Genomic DNA, 18569 nt, shown 5'->3' with positions numbered 1-18569 from the left:
GCGAGCGAGTGAAGCTGGACCCATGTCTTGCCGTCAGTGATGGCGCAAGGGGTCGGGTCTTCTTTTCTCGCACCAACAGTGTTTATTTTTTGGACGATTTTTTACATGGCAACTGCAGTCGAAACCTTGGGCAAACTCGAACGTCGTATCACGATCTCCTTCCCGCTGACGGACGTCCGCACGGAAGTTGAGAAGCGCCTGAAAGTGCAAGCCCGTACGGCTAAGGCACCGGGCTTCCGTCCGGGCAAAGTGCCGTTGAAAATGGTCGCAGCACAATACGGCTACCAAATTGAATCCGAAGTGCTGAATGACAAAGTCGGCCGCGCGTTCAACGACGCCGCCAACGAAAACAATCTGCGCGTGGCCGGTTTCCCGAACATCGTGCCGAAAGAAGAAGCAGCCGAAGGCCAGCTGGCTTTCGACGCCACGTTCGAAGTGTATCCGGAAGTCGCCATCGGCGACCTGACGGCCGTTGAAATCGAAACCGTGCAAGCCGACGTGTCGGAAGCCGAAATCGACAAGACCATCGACATCCTGCGCAAGCAGCGCGTGCACTTCCACACCAAGGGCGAAGCTGGCGAACACGGCGACGGCGGTGAGGCTATCGCTGCCAACGGCGACCGCGTGACCGTCGACTTCGTCGGCTCGATCGACGGCGTTGAATTCCCAGGCGGCAAAGCTGAAGGCTACGCTTTCGTGCTGGGCGAAGGCCGCATGCTGCCGGAATTCGAAGCAGCGACCCTGGGCCTGAAAGTGGGCGAGTCCAAGACTTTCCCATTGTCGTTCCCTGAGGACTACCACGGTAAAGACGTGGCCGGCAAAACCGCTTCGTTCACCATCACCCTGCAAAAGCTGGAATGGGCGCACCTGCCGGAAGTCGATGCCGAATTCGCCAAATCGCTGGGCGTTGCCGATGGCGACCTGGCCAAAATGCGCGAAGACATCAAAGTCAACCTGCAGCGCGAAGTCGCTGGCCGCGTGAAAGCACGCAACAAGGAAGCCGTCATGGACGCGCTGATCAAAGTTGCTGAGCTGGAAGTGCCAAAAACCCTGATCGCTCAGGATTCCGAGCGCCTGGCTGAAATGACCCGCCAGGACATGGCGCAGCGCGGCATGAACGTCAAGGACGTGCCTTTCCCAGCAGAACTGTTCGCGGAAAAAGCCGAGCGTCGCGTACGCCTGGGCCTGATCCTGTCGCAACTGGTGGGCGACAACAACCTGCAGGCAACGCCTGAGCAAGTCAAGGCGCAGATCGAAGATTTCGCCCAAAGCTACGAAGATCCGCGCGAAGTGCTGAAGTACTACTACAGCGACCGTCGTCGTCTGGGTGAGATCGAAGCCCTTGTATTGGAAGAAAACGTCGTCACTTACGTGTTGGGCCTGTCGAAAGTCACGACGAAAGCAGTTGCTTTCGACGAACTGATGGGAAGCAACGCACAAGCGTAAACCAGTTGGTATCCGGATGCCGCTCCCGGCCGTCAGGCCGGCGCGGCGCCCTCTAACTGCTTCACAAGGAAATGAAATGACAGGTATGAACCGTAATCCGGCGCTGGACACAGAGATGCTCGGCCTGGTGCCGATGGTGGTGGAACAAAGCGGTCGCGGCGAGCGCTCGTATGATATTTACTCGCGCCTGCTGAAGGAACGCTTGATTTTCATGGTCGGCCCGGTCAATGACCAGATGGCCAACCTGGTTGTCGCCCAGCTGCTGTTCCTGGAAAGCGAAAATCCGGAAAAGGAAATCTCGCTCTACATCAACTCGCCAGGTGGTTCGGTCTCGGCCGGCATGGCCATCTACGATACCATGCAGTTCATCAAGCCGGACGTCTCGACCCTGTGTACCGGGATGGCCGCCTCGATGGGGGCCTTCCTGCTGGCCGCCGGCGCCAAGGGCAAGCGTTTCTCGCTGCCGAACTCGCGCATCATGATTCACCAGCCGTCCGGTGGTTCGCAAGGCATGGCGTCGGACATCGAGATCCAGGCGAAGGAAATCCTTTACCTGCGTACCCGCTTGAACGGCATCATGGCCGAGCGCACGGGCCAGTCGATCGAGCAGATCGCCAAGGACACCGACCGCGACCGTTTCATGTCCGCCGACGAGGCCGTTGAGTATGGTTTGATCGACAAAGTGTTGACCAGCCGCGCTTGATGAGCCCCTACCGGTATTGCTAAGCAAGTAAGTAAACGCCCGGGCGATCAAACGTTCGGGCGTTTCGCTTTTATTTCGGGTAGCATGGAGCTTGTGCACGTTGTTGACTTGCGCCATGGGTAGCTGCCTTTCCGGCAACTACCGCACTCCGGCTTGCGATTTTGCAATATTGTTAATGCAGTTCCAACCAAAATGCCTTATGTCAGACAAAAAATCCTCTAGCGGCGAAAAATTACTGTATTGCTCGTTCTGCGGCAAAAGCCAGCACGAGGTGAAGAAGCTCATCGCCGGCCCGTCCGTGTTCATTTGCGACGAGTGCATCGACCTGTGCAACGACATCATCCGTGATGAAACGTCGAGCATCGAGACGGTGACCGGCACCAAATCCGACCTGCCGACGCCGCAAGAAATTGCCGCCTTGCTCGATCAGTACGTGATCGGCCAGCAGACTGCCAAGCGTATCCTGTCGGTGGCGGTGTACAACCATTACAAGCGCCTCAAGCACCTGGGCAAGAAAGACGACATCGAACTGGCCAAGAGCAACATCTTGCTGGTCGGTCCTACCGGCTCGGGCAAGACCCTGCTGGCACAGACCCTGGCGCGCATGCTCAACGTGCCGTTCGTGATCGCCGACGCCACCACCCTGACCGAAGCCGGTTACGTGGGCGAGGACGTGGAAAACATCATCCAGAAGCTGCTGCAAAGCTGCAACTATGACGTCGAGAAAGCCCAGCGCGGCATCGTCTACATCGATGAAATCGACAAGATTTCGCGCAAGTCCGACAATCCGTCCATCACGCGCGACGTGTCGGGCGAGGGCGTGCAGCAAGCCTTGCTCAAGCTCATCGAAGGCACGATGGCTTCCGTGCCGCCACAAGGCGGTCGCAAGCATCCGAACCAGGATTTCGTGCAGATCGACACGACCAACATCATGTTCATCTGCGGCGGCGCCTTCGACGGTCTGTCGAAAGTGATCGCCAACCGTTCCGAAAAGAGCGGCATCGGCTTCTCGGCCACCGTGCGCAGCAAGTCGCAAAGCTCGGCCAGCGAACTGATGTTGCAAGCGGAACCGGAAGATCTGGTCAAGTTCGGCCTGATCCCGGAACTGGTGGGCCGTCTGCCCGTCATCGCCACCCTGGCGGAATTGACGGAAGAGGCGCTGATCCAGATCCTCGTCGAGCCGAAGAATGCGCTGATCAAGCAGTATTCGAAGCTGCTCGAGATGGAAGGTGCGGAACTGGAGATCCGTCCGGCCGCCCTGCATGCGATCGCCAGGAAAGCGCTGGCGCGCAAGACCGGCGCCCGTGGCCTGCGTTCCATCCTGGAACATGCTTTGCTGGACGTCATGTACGAACTGCCGAGCGAACAAAATGTGGTGAAGGTCGTCATCGACGAAAATACCATCACCAGCGGCGCCAAACCTTTGTTGATTTATCAAGAGACTGCCAAGGCCTCCGGAGAAAATTGATTACTGCTGAGACAAATGCATAAAAAGGGTTTTGATTCCTTAATGCATGGCAGTACAATTTAAATCAATGAGTGCAGGCTTCAATCGGAAAGCCACTCGCGGCGCTTAGCTGCGCGTGGCTTTTTTACTGTGAAAACTGCATTTATTACCGTCATGCGGGTGTGTTTTGCGAAATAGACAGAAAAATGTTTGTTTCACAGAATTATTTATTCTCGCCGGTCTTGTGTTTTGGCAGCGAGCGCCAACATCGTAAACACGCTTTCTATAAGGTACGCCATGACAACTTCCAAATTAACTGAGCAAACTCAACTGCCGTTATTGCCGTTGCGGGATGTCGTCGTTTTCCCGCATATGGTGATACCGCTGTTCGTTGGCCGTCCAAAGTCGATCAAGGCGCTGGAAGCTGCGATGGAGCAGGGCAAGAGCATCATGCTTGCCGCTCAAAAAGCAGCCGCGAAGGACGAGCCGTCTCCTTCGGATATCTATGAAATTGGCTGCGTTGCCAATATTCTGCAAATGCTGAAGCTGCCCGATGGCACCGTCAAGGTGCTGGTCGAAGGCGCGCAGCGTGCCCGTATCAACCACATCAGCGATGCGCCGACGCACTTCATCGCCGACCTGACGCCGCTCGAGTCCGAGCCGGGCGACGAGTCGGAAGTCGAAGCCATGCGCCGCGCGATCGTGCAGCAGTTCGACCAGTACGTCAAACTGAACAAAAAGATCCCGCCGGAAATCCTGGCATCGCTGTCGGGCATCGACGATGCCGGCCGCCTGGCCGACACGGTGGCCGCGCATCTGCCCCTGAAGCTGGAGCAAAAACAAGTCATCCTGGAAATTTTCAGCGTGGCCAAGCGCCTTGAGCACCTGCTGGGCCAGCTCGAAGGCGAGCTCGACATCCTGCAGGTGGAAAAGCGCATCCGCGGCCGCGTCAAGCGCCAGATGGAAAAGTCGCAGCGCGAGTACTACCTGAACGAGCAAGTCAAGGCGATCCAGAAAGAACTGGGCGAGGGCGAGGATGGCGCCGACCTCGACGAGCTGGAGAAAAAAGTCGCTTCGGCCAAGATGCCGAAGGAAGCGCTCGACAAGGCCACCAACGAGCTGAAGAAGCTGAAACTGATGTCGCCGATGTCGGCCGAAGCCACCGTCGTGCGCAACTACATCGACACCCTCGTCAACTTGCCTTGGAAAAAGAAATCCAAGGTCAATAACGACTTGTCGAATGCGGAAAAAGTGCTCGAAGGCGACCACTACGGCCTCGACAAGGTCAAGGAACGCATCCTGGAATACCTCGCGGTGCAACAGCGCGTCGACAAGCTCAAAGCGCCTATCCTGTGCTTCGTCGGCCCTCCGGGCGTGGGCAAGACCTCGCTGGGGCAGTCCATCGCCCGCGCGACGAACCGCAAGTTCGTGCGCATGGCCCTGGGCGGCGTGCGCGACGAAGCCGAGATCCGCGGGCACCGCCGCACCTACATCGGCTCGATGCCGGGCAAGATATTGCAATCGCTGTCGAAAGTCGGCGTGCGCAATCCTTTGTTCCTGCTCGACGAAGTCGACAAGATGGGCGCCGATTTCCGTGGCGATCCATCGTCGGCCCTGCTGGAAGTGTTAGACCCGGAACAGAACCACACGTTCTCCGACCATTACATCGAAGTCGATTTCGACCTCTCCGACGTGATGTTCGTGGCCACGTCGAACTCGTACAACATCCCGCCAGCCTTGCTCGACCGCATGGAAGTGATCCGTCTGTCCGGTTACACGGAAGATGAAAAGACCAGCATCGCGCAGCGTTACCTGCTGCCGAAGCAGATCAAGAACAATGGCTTGAAGGAAGAGGAAATCTCGGTGGCCGAGTCGGCCCTGCGCGACATCATCCGCTACTACACGCGGGAAGCCGGTGTGCGTTCGCTCGAGCGTGAAGTGTCGAAGATCTGCCGCAAGGTGGTCAAGATGCTGCTGCTGAAGAAATCCGACAAGAAAGTCATCGTCAACTCGAAGAACCTGGACAAGTTCCTCGGCGTGCGCCGCTACGATTTCGGTGTCGCAGAGAAAGAAAACCAGGTGGGCCAGGTGGTCGGTCTGGCATGGACGGAAGTGGGCGGCGATCTGCTGACCATCGAAGCCGTGTCGATGCCGGGCAAGGGCGGCATCATCCGCACGGGTACGTTGGGCGACGTCATGAAAGAGTCGATCGAGGCGGCCCGCACGGTGGTGCGCAGCCGGGCACAGCGCCTGGGCATCAAGGCGGACGTGTTCGAGAAGAGCGACATCCATATCCACGTGCCGGAAGGCGCGACACCGAAGGACGGTCCTTCGGCTGGCGCGGCCATGACGGTGGCGATGGTGTCGGTCTTCACGGGCATCCCCGTGCGCGCCGACGTGGCGATGACGGGCGAGATCACCTTGCGCGGCGAAGTGCTGCCGATCGGCGGCCTGAAGGAAAAGCTGCTGGCGGCCCATCGCGGCGGCATCAAGACGGTCCTGATTCCCGAGCAGAATGTGAAAGACCTGGCCGACATTCCGGACAACGTCAAGAACAAACTGGAGATCGTGCCCGTGCGCTGGATTGACAAAGTGCTGGAAATCGCCCTCGAACGCATGCCTGAAGCGTTGGCGGACGTCGCTGCGGTGGAGGCTGTCACGGCCGCCGCGGCCAAGCCTGACGCGGCCGGCGAGGTAGTAAAACACTAACGTTTTACCCCTGTTTTCCCCAAACAAGCGCTTTTAGAGCGCTTGTTTTATATTGAAACGTGAATTGCGCCCCCAAAGCGCTTGACACATATACAGTGTGGCTTGTTTAATACGCCTGCACATTTTTTTCGCCGGACAGCTGTGGTGCCAAAAGTGCCGCAACGATACGGTAAACGTTTTATACCTTTGTAATTGGGGATGCTAGTGAACAAGACTGAATTGATCGACCACATTGCTGAAAAAGCTGACATTTCCAAAGCCGCCGCTGCGCGCGCACTCGACGCTGTTATCGGCGGCGTGACGGAAACTTTGAAAAACAACGACAGCGTGACGCTGGTTGGTTTTGGCACTTTCTCGGTCAGCGAACGCGCTGAGCGTACCGGCCGCAATCCGCGTACCAAAGAAGCGATCACGATCGAAGCAGCAAAAGTTCCAAAATTTAAAGCTGGTAAAGCTTTGAAGGATGCTGTAAACTAACGGACTTCGGTGAGGTGACAATCACCGGAAACATTTGGCGGCGCCTCCGGGTGCCGCGATTTCAAGGTTGAAGTTCTGCGAATCGCAACCTTGAATACAGATGCAAGCAGTACTGTGTATTTTTCGGAGTGGTAGTTCAGTTGGTTAGAATGCCGGCCTGTCACGTCGGAGGTCGCGGGTTCGAGTCCCGTCCGCTCCGCCAAAAATACGCTCTCAAGGAGTGGTAGTTCAGTTGGTTAGAATACCGGCCTGTCACGTCGGGGGTCGCGGGTTCGAGTCCCGTCCGCTCCGCCAGAATATAGAAGCCCGCGCTGCTGAATAAGTAGCGCGGGTTTTTCTTTTTCAGCGCCAGATTATCCCGGCGCGTCTGCTTTTAAAATCCCGTCCCGCCGTTTTGAATAAAAAAAGCCTGCGTTTAAATCCGCTTTAAGCTGCGCCCGGTTAAATGCACGGGGCCGGCGCCTTGCCGTCCATGCGGCGCCGGGGCAGGGCGCGCGCCCTGATTTACTCTTGCTATAGCGCTATGGGCATTGTAGAATCAGGAGATAATGGCTTGGGCGTCAGAATCCTGCTTTAGTTCCAGCGCCAAGTTGTTGAATCTAAAGGGGAAGTGGACATCTGTCCCGTCCATTCCGCCGAAGAAATCAAGGCGAACGCATGTTCGCCTTTTTTTATAGTGATCCACTCATCCCGAATTGGCTGACCATGTTTGAATTTATTCGTACCCATCGACGCTTGATGCAGTTTCTCTTGATGCTGGTCATCGTCCCGTCTTTTGCACTGGTCGGTATCAGCGGCTACCAAAGCTTCGGCGACGGCGCGAACACCATCGCCAAGGTCGGCGACCAGGTCGTTACGCAGCAGCAATATGAAGAAGCGCAACGCCAGCAGATCGACCGCTACCGCCAGATGATGGGCGAGCAGTTCGACCAGAAAATGTTCGATACGCCGGAAGCGCGCCAGAGCATCCTCGACAACCTGATCGCCGAGCGCGCCGTGGCCGCCGAAGTGGGCCGTAGCCACCTGGTCATCAGCGATGCCGTGCTGCAAAAGGAAGTGCTGGAAATTCCAGGCTTGACCTTGCCGGACGGTAAATTCGATCTGGAACGCTACAAGGCCATGCTGGCCGCCCAAGGCATGACGCCGCAGATGTACGATGCGCGCCGCCGCAGCGACCTGGCCCTGCAGCAACTGGCCGGCGCCGTGCAAGGCACCGCCTTCGCGCCGAACACCGTCTCCAAGCGCCTGTCCGACATCACCTCGGAAGAGCGCGAAGTGCAGGAACTGCTGTTGCCGATCGCCCAGTACGTGCCGGAAGTCAAAGTGACGGACGCCATGATCAAGGCTTTCTATGACAAGAACAGCAAGTTCTTCGAAATCCCGGAACAAGCCAAGGTCGAATACGTCGTGCTCGACGACAGCGCTGCCGGCGAGCAAGTCGACGTCAGCGACGCCGACGTAACCGCCTACTACGCGAAGAACCAGAAAGCCTACACGACGGAAGAAGCGCGCCAGGCTAGCCACATCCTGGTAGCCGTCAAGAAAGACGCCTCGGCCGCCGACAAGGCAGCCGCCAAGGCCAAGGCGGAAGCCATCCTGGCTGAGGTGCGCAAAACGCCTGCCAGCTTTGCCGCCGTAGCCAAGGCCAAGTCGGAAGACCCGGCGTCCGCCGAGCAGGGCGGCGACCTGGGCGTGATCGGCAAGGATGGCTTGCCGGCACCGCTGCTGAGCGCCGTCAGCAAACTCAAGCAAGGTGAAATCAGCGACGTCGTCGCTTCCGATTTTGGTTACCACATCCTGACCGTCACCTCGCTCAAGCCGCAGCACGTGCGTGCGCTCGATGAAGTACGGGGCGAAATCACGGCCGATCTGCGCAAGCAATTCGCTGCCAAGAAATACTCGGAAATGGCGGAAACGTTCACCAACACGGTCTACGAGCAATCGGACAGCCTGAAGCCGGTGGCCGACAAGCTGAAGCTGAAAGTGGAAACCGTCGCCAACCTGTCGCGCACGCCGTCGCCGGCACTGGGCAAGGCGCCGTTCAACAATGCCAAGTTCCTGACCGCCATCTTCTCGAACGACTCGCTGAAAGACAAGCGCAACACGGAAGCCGTCACCGTCGCGCCGAACGTGCTGATCGCCGGCCGCGTGGTGGAATTCAAGCCAGCCTCGAAGCGTCCGCTGGCCGAAGTCGAAGCGATGATCCGTCAACGCGTGACCATGGAAGAAGCGGAAAAGCTGGCCAAGAAAGCGGGCGAGACCAAGCTGGCCGCCTTGAAAGCCTCGGGTGATGCGAGCGGTTTCGGCGCAGCCCAATGGGTATCGCGCAGCAAGCTGGACGGCATCAACCGCGCCGCCATCGCGCAAGTCATGAAAGCGGACACGAGCAAGCTGCCAGCCTATGTGGGCGTGGACCTGCCAGCCCTGGGCTACGGCATCTACCGCATCGCCAAGGTGCAGCAGCCGGCCCAAGTGGACGCGGCGCGGCGCCAGCAAGAGAAAGACCAGATCAGCGGCATCCTGGCACAACAGGAAATGTTCGATTACGTCGAATACCTGAAAGCCAAGGCCAAGGTGAAGATCGTCAAGCCGGTCACCGCCCCAGTCGCCGCCGCGCCGGAAGCGCCGTAAGATTTAGTTTCCACGCATAAAAATAGCCGCTTTCGAGCGGCTATTTTTTTGTCTGCAGAATTTGTGGACTTACTTGGCTTTCAGCAACGGCGCCAGTTGCGGCCAGATGTTTTTCAAAATGGTCGGGTGCGCCTGCGCGTTCGGATGCATGCGGTCGGCCTGGAACAGCTGCGGCTGGTCGGCGATGCCTTCGAACATGAAGGGCACCAGCGGCGCCTTCCATTCCTTCGCCAGCTTGCCGTACACGCCATAAAACTGCTCGCCATAGGCGCGGCCATAGTTGGGCGGCATGCGCATGCCCACCAGCACCACCTGCGCCCCCGTCTTTTTCACGGCGTCGCCCATGGCGCGCAGATTCGCTTCGGCGGCCGCCACGGGCAAGCCGCGCAAGCCGTCGTTGGCGCCCAGTTCTATCAGCACGACGTCGGGCTGGTGCTTGGCCAGCAGGGCGGGCAGGCGCGCGCGGCCGCCGCTGGTGGTCTCGCCGCTGATGCTGGCGTTGACGATGCGCGTGTCGTTCTTTTGCGCTTGCAGCCGCTGTTCCAGCAGCGCCACCCAGCCAGTACCGCGTGCCAGCCCATACTCGGCCGAGAGACTATCGCCGAGCACCAGCAGCGTTTTTGGTGCAGAATAGGCATTCGCCATGCCTGACACCAGCAGCAGGGCTGCCGCAGGAAGCAGGGACAGCGTGCGCCGCCGCATGCGGCTGCCGCCCTTGACACTTATTTGTTCACGAAATTTTTTAAGATAGATCAGCATGCCCGAATTCCCTAAAGCGACTTCCACCAGTTTTCTTCCATCAGAAGCAGCGGCCCGGCGGCCCGCCGCACTCAACAGTCAAAACAGCCAAAATGCCCGGCCGGCCATCGAAGTGGTCCAGCTGGCCAAGCGCGTACCCGATGCCGATGGTGAGCTGACCATCCTGCATCAAGTCGATTTTACCGTGCAAACGGCGGAGACGCTGGCCATCGTCGGCGCCTCCGGTTCCGGCAAGTCGACGTTGCTCGGCTTGCTGGCGGGACTGGACACGCCCAGCGACGGCAAGGTGGTGCTTGACGGCACCGATATCTTCGCCCTCGACGAAGACGGCCGCGCCGGTTTCCGCAAGGAAAAGCTCGGTTTCGTGTTCCAGTCGTTCCAGCTGCTGGCCCACCTGACGGCGCTGGAAAACGTCATGCTGCCGCTGGAATTGCGGGGCGACCCGCAGGCGAAGGAAAAGGCGCAAGCCATGCTGGGCAGGGTCAACCTGGGCAGCCGCCTGAAACACTATCCGAAATACCTGTCCGGCGGCGAGCAGCAGCGCGTGGCGCTGGCGCGCGCGTTTGTGACGGAGCCGCCGCTGCTGTTCGCCGACGAGCCGACGGGCAGCCTGGACGCCGCCACGGGCGAGGCCGTGATCCAGCTGATGTTCGAGCTGAACCGCGAACGGGGTTCGACCCTGGTGCTGGTCACGCACGACAGCTCGATCGCGGCCCGTTGCGGGCGCACCATCACGATTTCGGCGGGCAGGCTGGTGTGATTGCTGGTGGTGATTGTCGGATTACGCGCTGCGCGCTAATCTGACTTACCCGACCTCCGGGCCGTAGGTTGGATTAGCGCAGCGTAATCCAACACCACCGCACCGCCTACCTATGCCGACAAGGCATTGATCAAGCTGCGTATTGCCGGGATCAATTCCCCCGCCGTCAAGCCGATGGGGCCGCTGCCTGCCGCCACCAGCGCATCGGCCGCCGCGCCGTGCAGCCAGACGGCGCCAAGCGCCGCTTCCCATTCCGGCCAGCCCTGGGCCAGCAGGCTGCCGCACAGGCCGGACAATACATCGCCCGTGCCGGCCGTCGCCAGCGCGGGGCCGCCCGTGTTGTTGACGACCACCTGGCCATCGGGTGCGGCGATGACCGTGCCGGAACCCTTCAATATTACGATGACGCCCAGCTGCGTGGCCAGCTGGCGCGCCGCGCCCAGGCGGTCGGCCTGCACCTCGGCCACCGTCATGTCGAGCAGCCGCGCCGCTTCCAGCGGATGCGGCGTCAAAATCGTCGCGCCCGCACCCGTGCGCACGGCCAGCGCCGATTGCAGCTCCGGCTCGGCCGCCATCAGGTTCAGCGCGTCCGCGTCCAGCAGCAGGGGGCTGTCGCTGTCAATGGCCCGCTGCAGCAGTTCCACCGTATCGGCGTCGTCGCCCAGGCCCGGCCCGGCTACCAGCGCGGCAAAGTGCAGGCCCGAGAAATCCACGTCCTGGGCGCGGCGGCACATCAGTTCAGGCTGGCCGCTGTCGAAGGCGGGCGGTGCGTCGGGAAACGCGATATACACTCTTCCCGCGCCCGCATGCAGGGCCGTGCGGGCCGCCAGGATGGGCGCGCCGGCCATGCCTTGCGCGCCGCCGATGATGGCCACGCTGCCATAGCTGCCCTTGTGCGTATTCTGCCGGCGCGGCTGCAACTGGCGCGCGAACAGGTGCAGGCCGCCCAGCTGGCCCTGGCGGGCGGCAGCAGGGAAGGGTCGATGGCCAGCGCCGCCACCTCCACTTCGCCCGCGTAGTCGCGGCCGTTCGCCGTGTGCAGGCCCGGCTTGTCGCCGATGAAGGTGAGCGTCTGCGTGGCGCGGATGGCGATGCCGTCGACGGCGCCCGTGTCCGCGTGCAGGCCGCTGGGAACGTCGAGCGCCAGCACGGGACAATCGAGATTGTTGACCAGCTGCGCCATGTCGCGGCATTCGCCGTCCAAGGGGCGCGACGCGCCGATGCCGAACAGGCCATCGATCACGAGGTCCCACGGCGCGGCGCCCACGGCGGCCGAGGCCATGCTGGTCGTCGCTTCCATGCAGCGCGCCGCGCTGTTGCGGGCGCGGCTCAGGGCCTGTTCGCGTTCGGGCGACGTGGCCGGTGCTTCGGGCGCCAGCCAGACGAGCACCTCGAGGCCGCTGCCGGCCAGGTGCGCGGCCGCTTCCAGCGCATCGCCGCCATTGTCGCCGGGGCCGGCCAGCACCAGCACGCGCCGGTGGCCCGCGTCGCCGTCTTCCTGCGCGTGCAGCAGCTTCAGGGCGGCGCTGGCGGCGGCCTGGCCCGCGCGCTGCATCAGCAGCCCTTGCGGCAGGTCGCGCAGGGCCGCTTGTTCGATGGCGCGCAGTTCGGCGATGGAGTACAGCGCAAGGGTGCTACCGGCAGAGTCGATCGGGGTCATGGGGTGTTCCGTTAGTCAGCATGCCTTCAACATAAGGCCGAAGCGGGTGAAAGGCAAGGCGCGCACGCCTGAAACGCGTCCCTGTTTGGCGGCTACAATAGCCATCTCACATAAGCACGGGGGCAGGACGATGGACTGGCAATTCTGGATCGACCGGGGCGGCACCTTTACGGACATCGTGGCGCGCCGTCCTGACGGCAGCCTGGCCACGCACAAGCTGCTGTCGGAGAATCCGGGCCAGTACCGCGACGCGGCGCTGGCCGGCATGCGCCAGCTGATGGGCCTTGCGCCCGGCGCGCCCCTGCCCGTGGAGCAGGTGGGCGCCATCAAGATGGGCACGACGGTGGCGACCAATGCGCTGCTCGAACGCAAGGGCGAGCCGACCGTGCTGGCCATCACGCGCGGTTTTCGCGACGCGCTGCGCATCGCCTACCAGAACCGCCCGCAGCTGTTCGCGCGCCAGATCATCCTGCCGGAACTGCTGTATGGCGACGTGATCGAGATCGATGAACGTGTGGGCGCGCATGGCGAGGTGGTCGCGCCGCTCGACGAGGCGTCCGCGCGCGCCGCGCTGGCACACGCGCATGCGCGCGGCGTGCGCGCCATCGCCATCGTGCTGATGCACGGCTACCGCCATCACGCGCACGAGGCGCGGCTGGCGCAGCTGGCGCGCGAGGCCGGTTTTACGCAGGTGTCCGTGTCGCACGAGGTCAGCCCCATGATGAAACTGGTGGCGCGCGGCGACACCACCGTGGTCGACGCCTATCTGTCGCCGATCCTGCGCCGCTATGTCGACCAGCTGGCGATGGAGCTGCCCGGCGTGCACCTGCAATTCATGCAGTCGAACGGCGGCTTGACGGATGCGCGCGCCTTCCAGGGCAAGGACAGCATTTTGTCCGGCCCCGCCGGCGGCATCGTCGGCATGGTGCGCGCCAGCGCGCTGGCCGGTTTCGACAAGGTCATCGGCTTCGACATGGGCGGCACGTCCACCGACGTGTCGCATTATGCGGGCGAGTTCGAGCGCGTGTTCGAGACGCAGATCGCCGGCGTGCGCATGCGCGCCCCCATGATGAGCATCCACACGGTGGCGGCGGGCGGCGGCTCCATCCTGCATTTCGACGGCGCCCGCTACAAGGTGGGGCCGGACAGCGCGGGCGCCAACCCCGGCCCCGCCAGCTACCGGCGCGGCGGCCCGCTGGCCGTCACCGACTGCAACGTCATGCTGGGTAAACTGCAGCCCGCCTTCTTCCCCCGCGTCTTCGGTCCCGGCGCCGATGAAGCGCTGGATGCGGCCACGGTGCGCGCCCAGTTCGAAGCGCTGGCGCGCACGGTGAATTCGACCCCGGAGCAGGTGGCCGAAGGCTACGTCGCCATCGCCGTGGGCAATATGGCCAACGCCATCAAGCAGATTTCCGTGCAGCGCGGCCACGACGTCACCGACTATACGCTCACCAGCTTTGGCGGCGCGGGCGGCCAGCATGCCTGCCTGGTGGCCGATGCGCTGGGCATGCGCACGGTCTTCATCCACAGCCTGGCGGGCGTGATGTCGGCCTACGGCATGGGCCTGGCCGACCAGAGCGCCATGCGCGAACAGGCCATCGAGGCCAGGCTGGGCAGCGACCTAGCGTGCCAATTCGAGACCTTGGGAGCGCAGGCGAGAGATGACTTGCTGCGCCAGGGCGTGGAGCTTGACCGCATCGCGCTCGTGCAACGCGTGCATCTGCGCTACGAAGGCACGGATTCGGCCCTCGTCGTGCTGTTCGATACGCTGGCCGGCATGCAGGCGCAATTCGAAGCGGCGTATAAAAAACGCTTTTCCTTTCTGATGCCGGCGCGCGCCCTGATCGTCGAAGCCATTTCCGTGGAAGCCATCGGCGCGTCCGATGCGCCGGAACCGGCCGCGCCCGCGTATGCGCCCCGTGAAGGCGCTCTGGCGCCCGTGCAGACGGTGGCCATGTACTGCGCCGGCACCTGGCGCGACAGCGGCCTGTATGGGGCGGACAGCCTGCGTCCCGGCGATACTATCGACGGCCCGGCCATCGTCAGCGACGCCAATGCGACCACCGTCATCGAACCGGGCTGGCGCGCGGAGGTGACGGCGCACGGCCATTTGATCTTGCGCAGAGTCGTCGCCGTGCCGGAGCGTGTCGCCATCGGGACCAATGCCGACCCCGTGATGCTGGAAATTTTCAATAATCTGTTCATGTCGATCGCCGAGCAGATGGGCCTGCGCCTGCAGAATACGGCCCATTCCGTCAACATCAAGGAGCGGCTCGATTTCAGCTGCGCCATCTTCGACGCCCAAGGCCAGCTGATCGCCAACGCGCCGCACATGCCCGTGCACCTCGGTTCCATGGGCGAGAGCATCCGCACCGTCATGACGCGCAATGCGGGCGCCATGCGGCCCGGCGACGTCTTCATGCTGAACGACCCCTACCACGGCGGCACGCATCTGCCCGACGTGACGGTCATTTCTCCCGTCTTCGATGAAAACGGCGGGGCCATCCTGTTCTATGTCGGCTCGCGCGGCCACCATGCGGACATCGGCGGCACGACGCCCGGTTCCATGCCGCCCGATTCCACGCGCATCGAGGAAGAGGGCGTCCTGATCGACAATTTCAAGCTGGTCGACGGCGCCACGGGGGCGATGCGCGAAGACGACACCCTGGCCCTGCTGGCGGGGGCCAGCTGGCCGGCGCGCAACCCGCAGCAGAACGTGGCCGACCTGCGCGCCCAGGTGGCGGCCAACCAGAAGGGGGCCGACGAACTGCATAACATGGTCGCGCATTTCGGCATCGAGGTCGTGCAAGCCTACATGGGCCACGTGCAGGACAACGCCGAGGAAGCCGTGCGCCGGGTCATCACCACTTTGAAGGATGGCAGCTACGCGCTGGACCTGGACAACGGCGCGCGCATCCAGGTGGCGATCAAGGTGGACGTGGCGCAGCGCAGCGCCGTCATCGACTTTACGGGAACGTCCGCCCAGCTGCCGAACAATTTCAATGCGCCGTCCGCCGTCTGCATGGCGGCCGTGCTGTACGTGTTCCGCACCCTGGTCGACGACGAGATACCGCTGAACGCGGGCTGTCTGAAGCCTTTGACCGTGATCATCCCGCCCGGCTCCATGCTCAACCCACAGTATCCGGCCTCCGTCGTCTCGGGCAACGTGGAAACCTCGACCTGCATCACGAATGCCCTGTACGGCGCGCTGGGCGCGATGGCCGCCTCGCAGGGCACGATGAATAATTTCACGTTCGGCAGCGCCAAGTACCAGTACTACGAGACGATATCGGGTGGCTCGGGCGCCGGTCCCGGCTTCGATGGCACGGACGTGGTGCAGACGAACATGACCAATTCGCGCCTGACGGACCCGGAAATCCTCGAGTGGCGTTTCCCCGTGCGGCTGGACAGCTACAGCATCCGTGCCGGTTCGGGCGGGGCGGGGCGCTGGCAGGGCGGCAATGGCGGCGTGCGCCGGGTGCGCTTTCTGGAACCGATGACGGCGGCCATCCTGTCGAACAACCGCATCGTCCCGCCGTTCGGCATGGACGGCGGCGAGGCGGGCGCCTTGGGGCGCAACTACGTCGAGCGCGCGGACGGCACGGTGGAGCAGCTGGCGCATATCGGCAAGACCGCCATGCGGCCTGGCGACGTGTTCGTCATCGAGACGCCGGGCGGCGGCGGTTACGGCAAGACGGAATAGGCCAGGTCAGCACTGGCGCCGCTCAGTTGCGCGCGCACCTGGCCCACGTCGCGCATGGGCGCGCGGCCGAACTGGCGGCTGTATTCGCGGCTGAACTGCGATTCGCTGGCGTAGCCGACCCGGTAGCCGGCCGTGCCGGCGTCGATCTGTTCGACCAGCATGAGGCGCCGTGCTTCCTGCAGGCGCAGCAGCTTCTGGTACTGCATCGGCGTCATGGCGGTGATGGCCTTGAAGTGGTGGTGCAGCGAGGACATGCTCATGTTCGCCATGCCGGCCAGGTGCTCGATGCGCAGCGGCTGCGCGTAATGGTGCCGGATCCAGTCGATGGCTTGCGCCACCTGGTGCGACTGGCTGCTGGCCAGCGCCATGTGGCGCAGGCGCGCGCCCACGGGGCCATTGAGCAGGCGGTAGGTCAGCTCGCGGCGGATCAGGGGCGCCAGCGCGGCGATGTCCTCCGGTTTGTCGAGCAGGCGCACGAGGCGCAGCATGGCGTCGAGCAGCTCGGGCGAGACGTCGCTGACGGAGATGCCGCGCGTGGCGGGCAGGATTTTCTGCTGCGCCGCGCCGGCTGCGCCGCTGGCGCTTTCGCTGTCGAGCAGCGCCGCCACGTCGGCGATGTCGATGCCCAGCACCACGCACAGGTGCGGCTGCTCCACGCTCGCTTCCACCACGCGCACCTGCACGGGCAGGTCGACGGACGTCAGCAGATACTGCATGCGGCTGTAATGAAAGGTTTCGCTTCCCAATGTGACGTCCTTCGCGCCCTGCGCGATGATGGCCACGCTGGGGCGCGCCGCATGGAACAGCGATTCCGTGACGGACGACTGGCGATGAAACGTCAGATTGCCGATGGCCGTCGTGAAGTCGCCCGTGCGCGGCGCGTGGCGGATGATCAGGGCGGCGATTTCATCTTGCGGTGTGAGTGATGTGGACAGGGTGGACATGTGGGCCAGTATGCGTCAGATGGGGAAGGGCAGGGGCTGATCTTACGCAGATTTGGAGGATCGTGCAAAGGTCTTGCAGGATCGCGGTAACGGAAACCAGGCATCTCGGGCACACTTGTGCAATCGCATGCATGGCACGCGTTCCCCTCGCCACACACCTATAGATACAGGAGTTTTCATGACCACCATCGCCAAAGGCTACGCCGCATTCGGCCCGACTTCCGCACTGCAACCGTTCACGTTCGAGCGCCGCGCCCCGCGCGAAGACGACGTGGCCATCTCGATCAAATATTGCGGCGTGTGCCATTCCGACATCCATCAGGCGCGCGACGAGTGGGGCGGTTCCGCCTTCCCCATGGTGCCCGGCCATGAAATCGCCGGCGTCGTCACGGCCGTCGGCGCCAATGTGAGCAAGTTCAAGGTGGGCGACCACGTGGGCGTGGGCTGCTTCGTCGATTCCTGCACCACCTGCAAGACGCGCAACGTGGACCTGGAACAGTACATGCCAGGCCTGATCCAGACCTACAACGGCCTGGAAGCGGACGGCAAGACGGCCACGCAGGGCGGCTACTCGGACAGCATCGTCGTCAAGGAGGGCTATGTGCTGTCGATTCCCGACAACCTGCCGCTGGACGCCGCCGCGCCGCTGCTGTGCGCCGGCATCACCCTGTATTCGCCGCTGAACCACTGGAAGGCCGGCCCCGGCAAGCAGGTCGCCATCCTGGGCATGGGCGGCCTGGGCCATATGGGCGTCAAGATCGCCCACGCCATGGGCGCCGAAGTGACGGTGCTGAGCCAGACCCTGTCCAAGCGTGAAGACGGCCTGCGCCTGGGCGCCAAGCATTACTACGCCACCAACGACGCGGAAACGTTCAGCAAGCTGGCCGGCTCCTTCGATCTGATTATCTGCACGGTGGGCGCATCCATCGATTGGAACCAGTACATCAACCTGCTGAAAGTCGATGGCAACATGGTCATCGTCGGCATCCCGGACGGCGCCGTGCCGCCCGTGAACGCTTTCGGCCTGGTGGGCGCGCGCCGCAGCCTGTCCGGCTCCATGATCGGCTCGATCAAGGAAACCCAGGAAATGCTGGATTTCTGCGGCAAGCACAATATCGTGTCGGACATCGAGATCATCCGCATCCAGGATATCAATGAGGCGTTCGAGCGCGTGGTCAAGAGCGATGTGCGCTACCGCTTCGTGATCGACATGGCGTCTTTGTAACGACCGGCCCGCCCGTGTTTGTTGGATTACGCGCTTTGCGCTAATCCAACCTACGCACTGAGTAATTTGACAAGTCCAGTAGGTCGGATTAGCTCGTAGAGCGTA

At 62.3% G+C, this 18569-nt stretch carries 11 protein-coding genes, 2 tRNA genes and 1 pseudogene; 11 read left to right on the top strand and 3 right to left on the bottom strand.

The features are described from left to right. Positions 1-105: 105 nt before the first annotated feature. From tig to ACRHIG_RS19065, 8 genes are all read left to right on the top strand, one after another. Positions 106-1446 carry a trigger factor gene (gene tig / locus ACRHIG_RS19100; protein WP_046685568.1) on the top strand — a complete coding sequence of 447 codons (1341 nt, stop codon included), beginning with the start codon at positions 106-108 and terminating at the stop codon, positions 1444-1446. Positions 1447-1531: 85 nt separating this feature from the next. Next, a complete protein-coding gene (gene clpP / locus ACRHIG_RS19095) occupies positions 1532-2149 on the top strand; it encodes an ATP-dependent Clp endopeptidase proteolytic subunit ClpP (RefSeq protein ID WP_374106865.1) in 618 nt (205 codons plus the stop codon). A gap of 199 nt (positions 2150-2348) precedes the next feature. Further along, positions 2349-3617, top strand: coding sequence for an ATP-dependent Clp protease ATP-binding subunit ClpX (gene clpX / locus ACRHIG_RS19090; protein WP_076568804.1), 1269 nt, complete (start codon positions 2349-2351; stop codon positions 3615-3617). 276 nt (positions 3618-3893) lie between these two features. Next, positions 3894-6305 carry an endopeptidase La gene (gene lon, locus ACRHIG_RS19085; RefSeq protein WP_034751007.1) on the top strand — a complete coding sequence of 804 codons (2412 nt, stop codon included), beginning with the start codon at positions 3894-3896 and terminating at the stop codon, positions 6303-6305. Positions 6306-6509: 204 nt separating this feature from the next. Next, entirely contained in the window at positions 6510-6782 is a 273-nt protein-coding gene (locus ACRHIG_RS19080; RefSeq protein WP_010398442.1) for an HU family DNA-binding protein, read from the top strand. A gap of 125 nt (positions 6783-6907) precedes the next feature. After that, positions 6908-6984 (top strand) — tRNA-Asp (locus ACRHIG_RS19075). 15 nt (positions 6985-6999) lie between these two features. Continuing rightward, positions 7000-7076, top strand: a tRNA-Asp gene (locus ACRHIG_RS19070). A 411-nt stretch (positions 7077-7487) separates the two neighbouring features. Then, entirely contained in the window at positions 7488-9413 is a 1926-nt protein-coding gene (locus tag ACRHIG_RS19065; RefSeq protein WP_489627503.1) for a SurA N-terminal domain-containing protein, read from the top strand. Positions 9414-9482: 69 nt separating this feature from the next. Here ACRHIG_RS19065 and ACRHIG_RS19060 read toward each other — a convergent pair whose 3' ends face one another. Further along, positions 9483-10115: an arylesterase gene (locus tag ACRHIG_RS19060; protein ID WP_489627502.1), complete on the bottom strand. Its 633-nt coding sequence runs from the start codon at positions 10113-10115 to the stop codon at positions 9483-9485. A gap of 55 nt (positions 10116-10170) precedes the next feature. On the opposite strand from ACRHIG_RS19060, the gene ACRHIG_RS19055 reads away from it, so the two are divergent. Continuing rightward, positions 10171-10932 (top strand): ABC transporter ATP-binding protein, encoded by a 762-nt coding sequence (locus ACRHIG_RS19055; protein WP_489627501.1) that lies wholly within the window; start codon positions 10171-10173, stop codon positions 10930-10932. A gap of 110 nt (positions 10933-11042) precedes the next feature. Here ACRHIG_RS19055 and ACRHIG_RS19050 read toward each other — a convergent pair. Beyond that, a pseudogene (locus ACRHIG_RS19050) lies at positions 11043-12592 on the bottom strand (NAD(P)H-hydrate dehydratase). 130 nt (positions 12593-12722) lie between these two features. Between ACRHIG_RS19050 and ACRHIG_RS19045 the strand changes: the two are divergent. Further along, entirely contained in the window at positions 12723-16295 is a 3573-nt protein-coding gene (locus ACRHIG_RS19045) for a hydantoinase B/oxoprolinase family protein (protein WP_489627500.1), read from the top strand. Here ACRHIG_RS19045 and ACRHIG_RS19040 read toward each other — a convergent pair. Continuing rightward, complete coding sequence (locus tag ACRHIG_RS19040; protein ID WP_489627499.1) at positions 16277-17239, bottom strand: AraC family transcriptional regulator; 963 nt, start codon at positions 17237-17239, stop codon at positions 16277-16279. The two genes, ACRHIG_RS19045 and ACRHIG_RS19040, sit on opposite strands and share 19 nt — an antisense overlap. A gap of 178 nt (positions 17240-17417) precedes the next feature. On the opposite strand from ACRHIG_RS19040, the gene ACRHIG_RS19035 reads away from it, so the two are divergent. Continuing rightward, positions 17418-18464: an NAD(P)-dependent alcohol dehydrogenase gene (locus ACRHIG_RS19035; protein WP_489627498.1), complete on the top strand. Its 1047-nt coding sequence runs from the start codon at positions 17418-17420 to the stop codon at positions 18462-18464. The last annotated feature ends 105 nt before the right edge of the window (positions 18465-18569 follow it).

The organism is Janthinobacterium sp. C22, assembly GCF_057919405.1.
The sequence above is the reverse complement of the archived record's forward strand: the minus strand, read 5'-3'. Positions and strand labels throughout refer to the sequence as shown.

Excerpts from the sequence above, each read along its gene's own strand:
- ACRHIG_RS19045 (WP_489627500.1), top strand. The coding sequence starts at position 12,723 with ATGGACTGGCAATTCTGGATCGACCGGGGCGGCACCTTTACGGACATC.
- ACRHIG_RS19035 (WP_489627498.1), top strand. The coding sequence starts at position 17,418 with ATGACCACCATCGCCAAAGGCTACGCCGCATTCGGCCCGACTTCCGCA.
- ACRHIG_RS19065 (WP_489627503.1), top strand. The coding sequence starts at position 7,488 with ATGTTTGAATTTATTCGTACCCATCGACGCTTGATGCAGTTTCTCTTG.
- ACRHIG_RS19040 (WP_489627499.1), bottom strand. The coding sequence starts at position 17,239 with ATGTCCACCCTGTCCACATCACTCACACCGCAAGATGAAATCGCCGCC.
- lon (WP_034751007.1), top strand. The coding sequence starts at position 3,894 with ATGACAACTTCCAAATTAACTGAGCAAACTCAACTGCCGTTATTGCCG.
- clpP (WP_374106865.1), top strand. The coding sequence starts at position 1,532 with ATGAACCGTAATCCGGCGCTGGACACAGAGATGCTCGGCCTGGTGCCG.
- ACRHIG_RS19060 (WP_489627502.1), bottom strand. The coding sequence starts at position 10,115 with ATGCGGCGGCGCACGCTGTCCCTGCTTCCTGCGGCAGCCCTGCTGCTG.
- tig (WP_046685568.1), top strand. The coding sequence starts at position 106 with ATGGCAACTGCAGTCGAAACCTTGGGCAAACTCGAACGTCGTATCACG.
- ACRHIG_RS19055 (WP_489627501.1), top strand. The coding sequence starts at position 10,171 with ATGCCCGAATTCCCTAAAGCGACTTCCACCAGTTTTCTTCCATCAGAA.
- clpX (WP_076568804.1), top strand. The coding sequence starts at position 2,349 with ATGTCAGACAAAAAATCCTCTAGCGGCGAAAAATTACTGTATTGCTCG.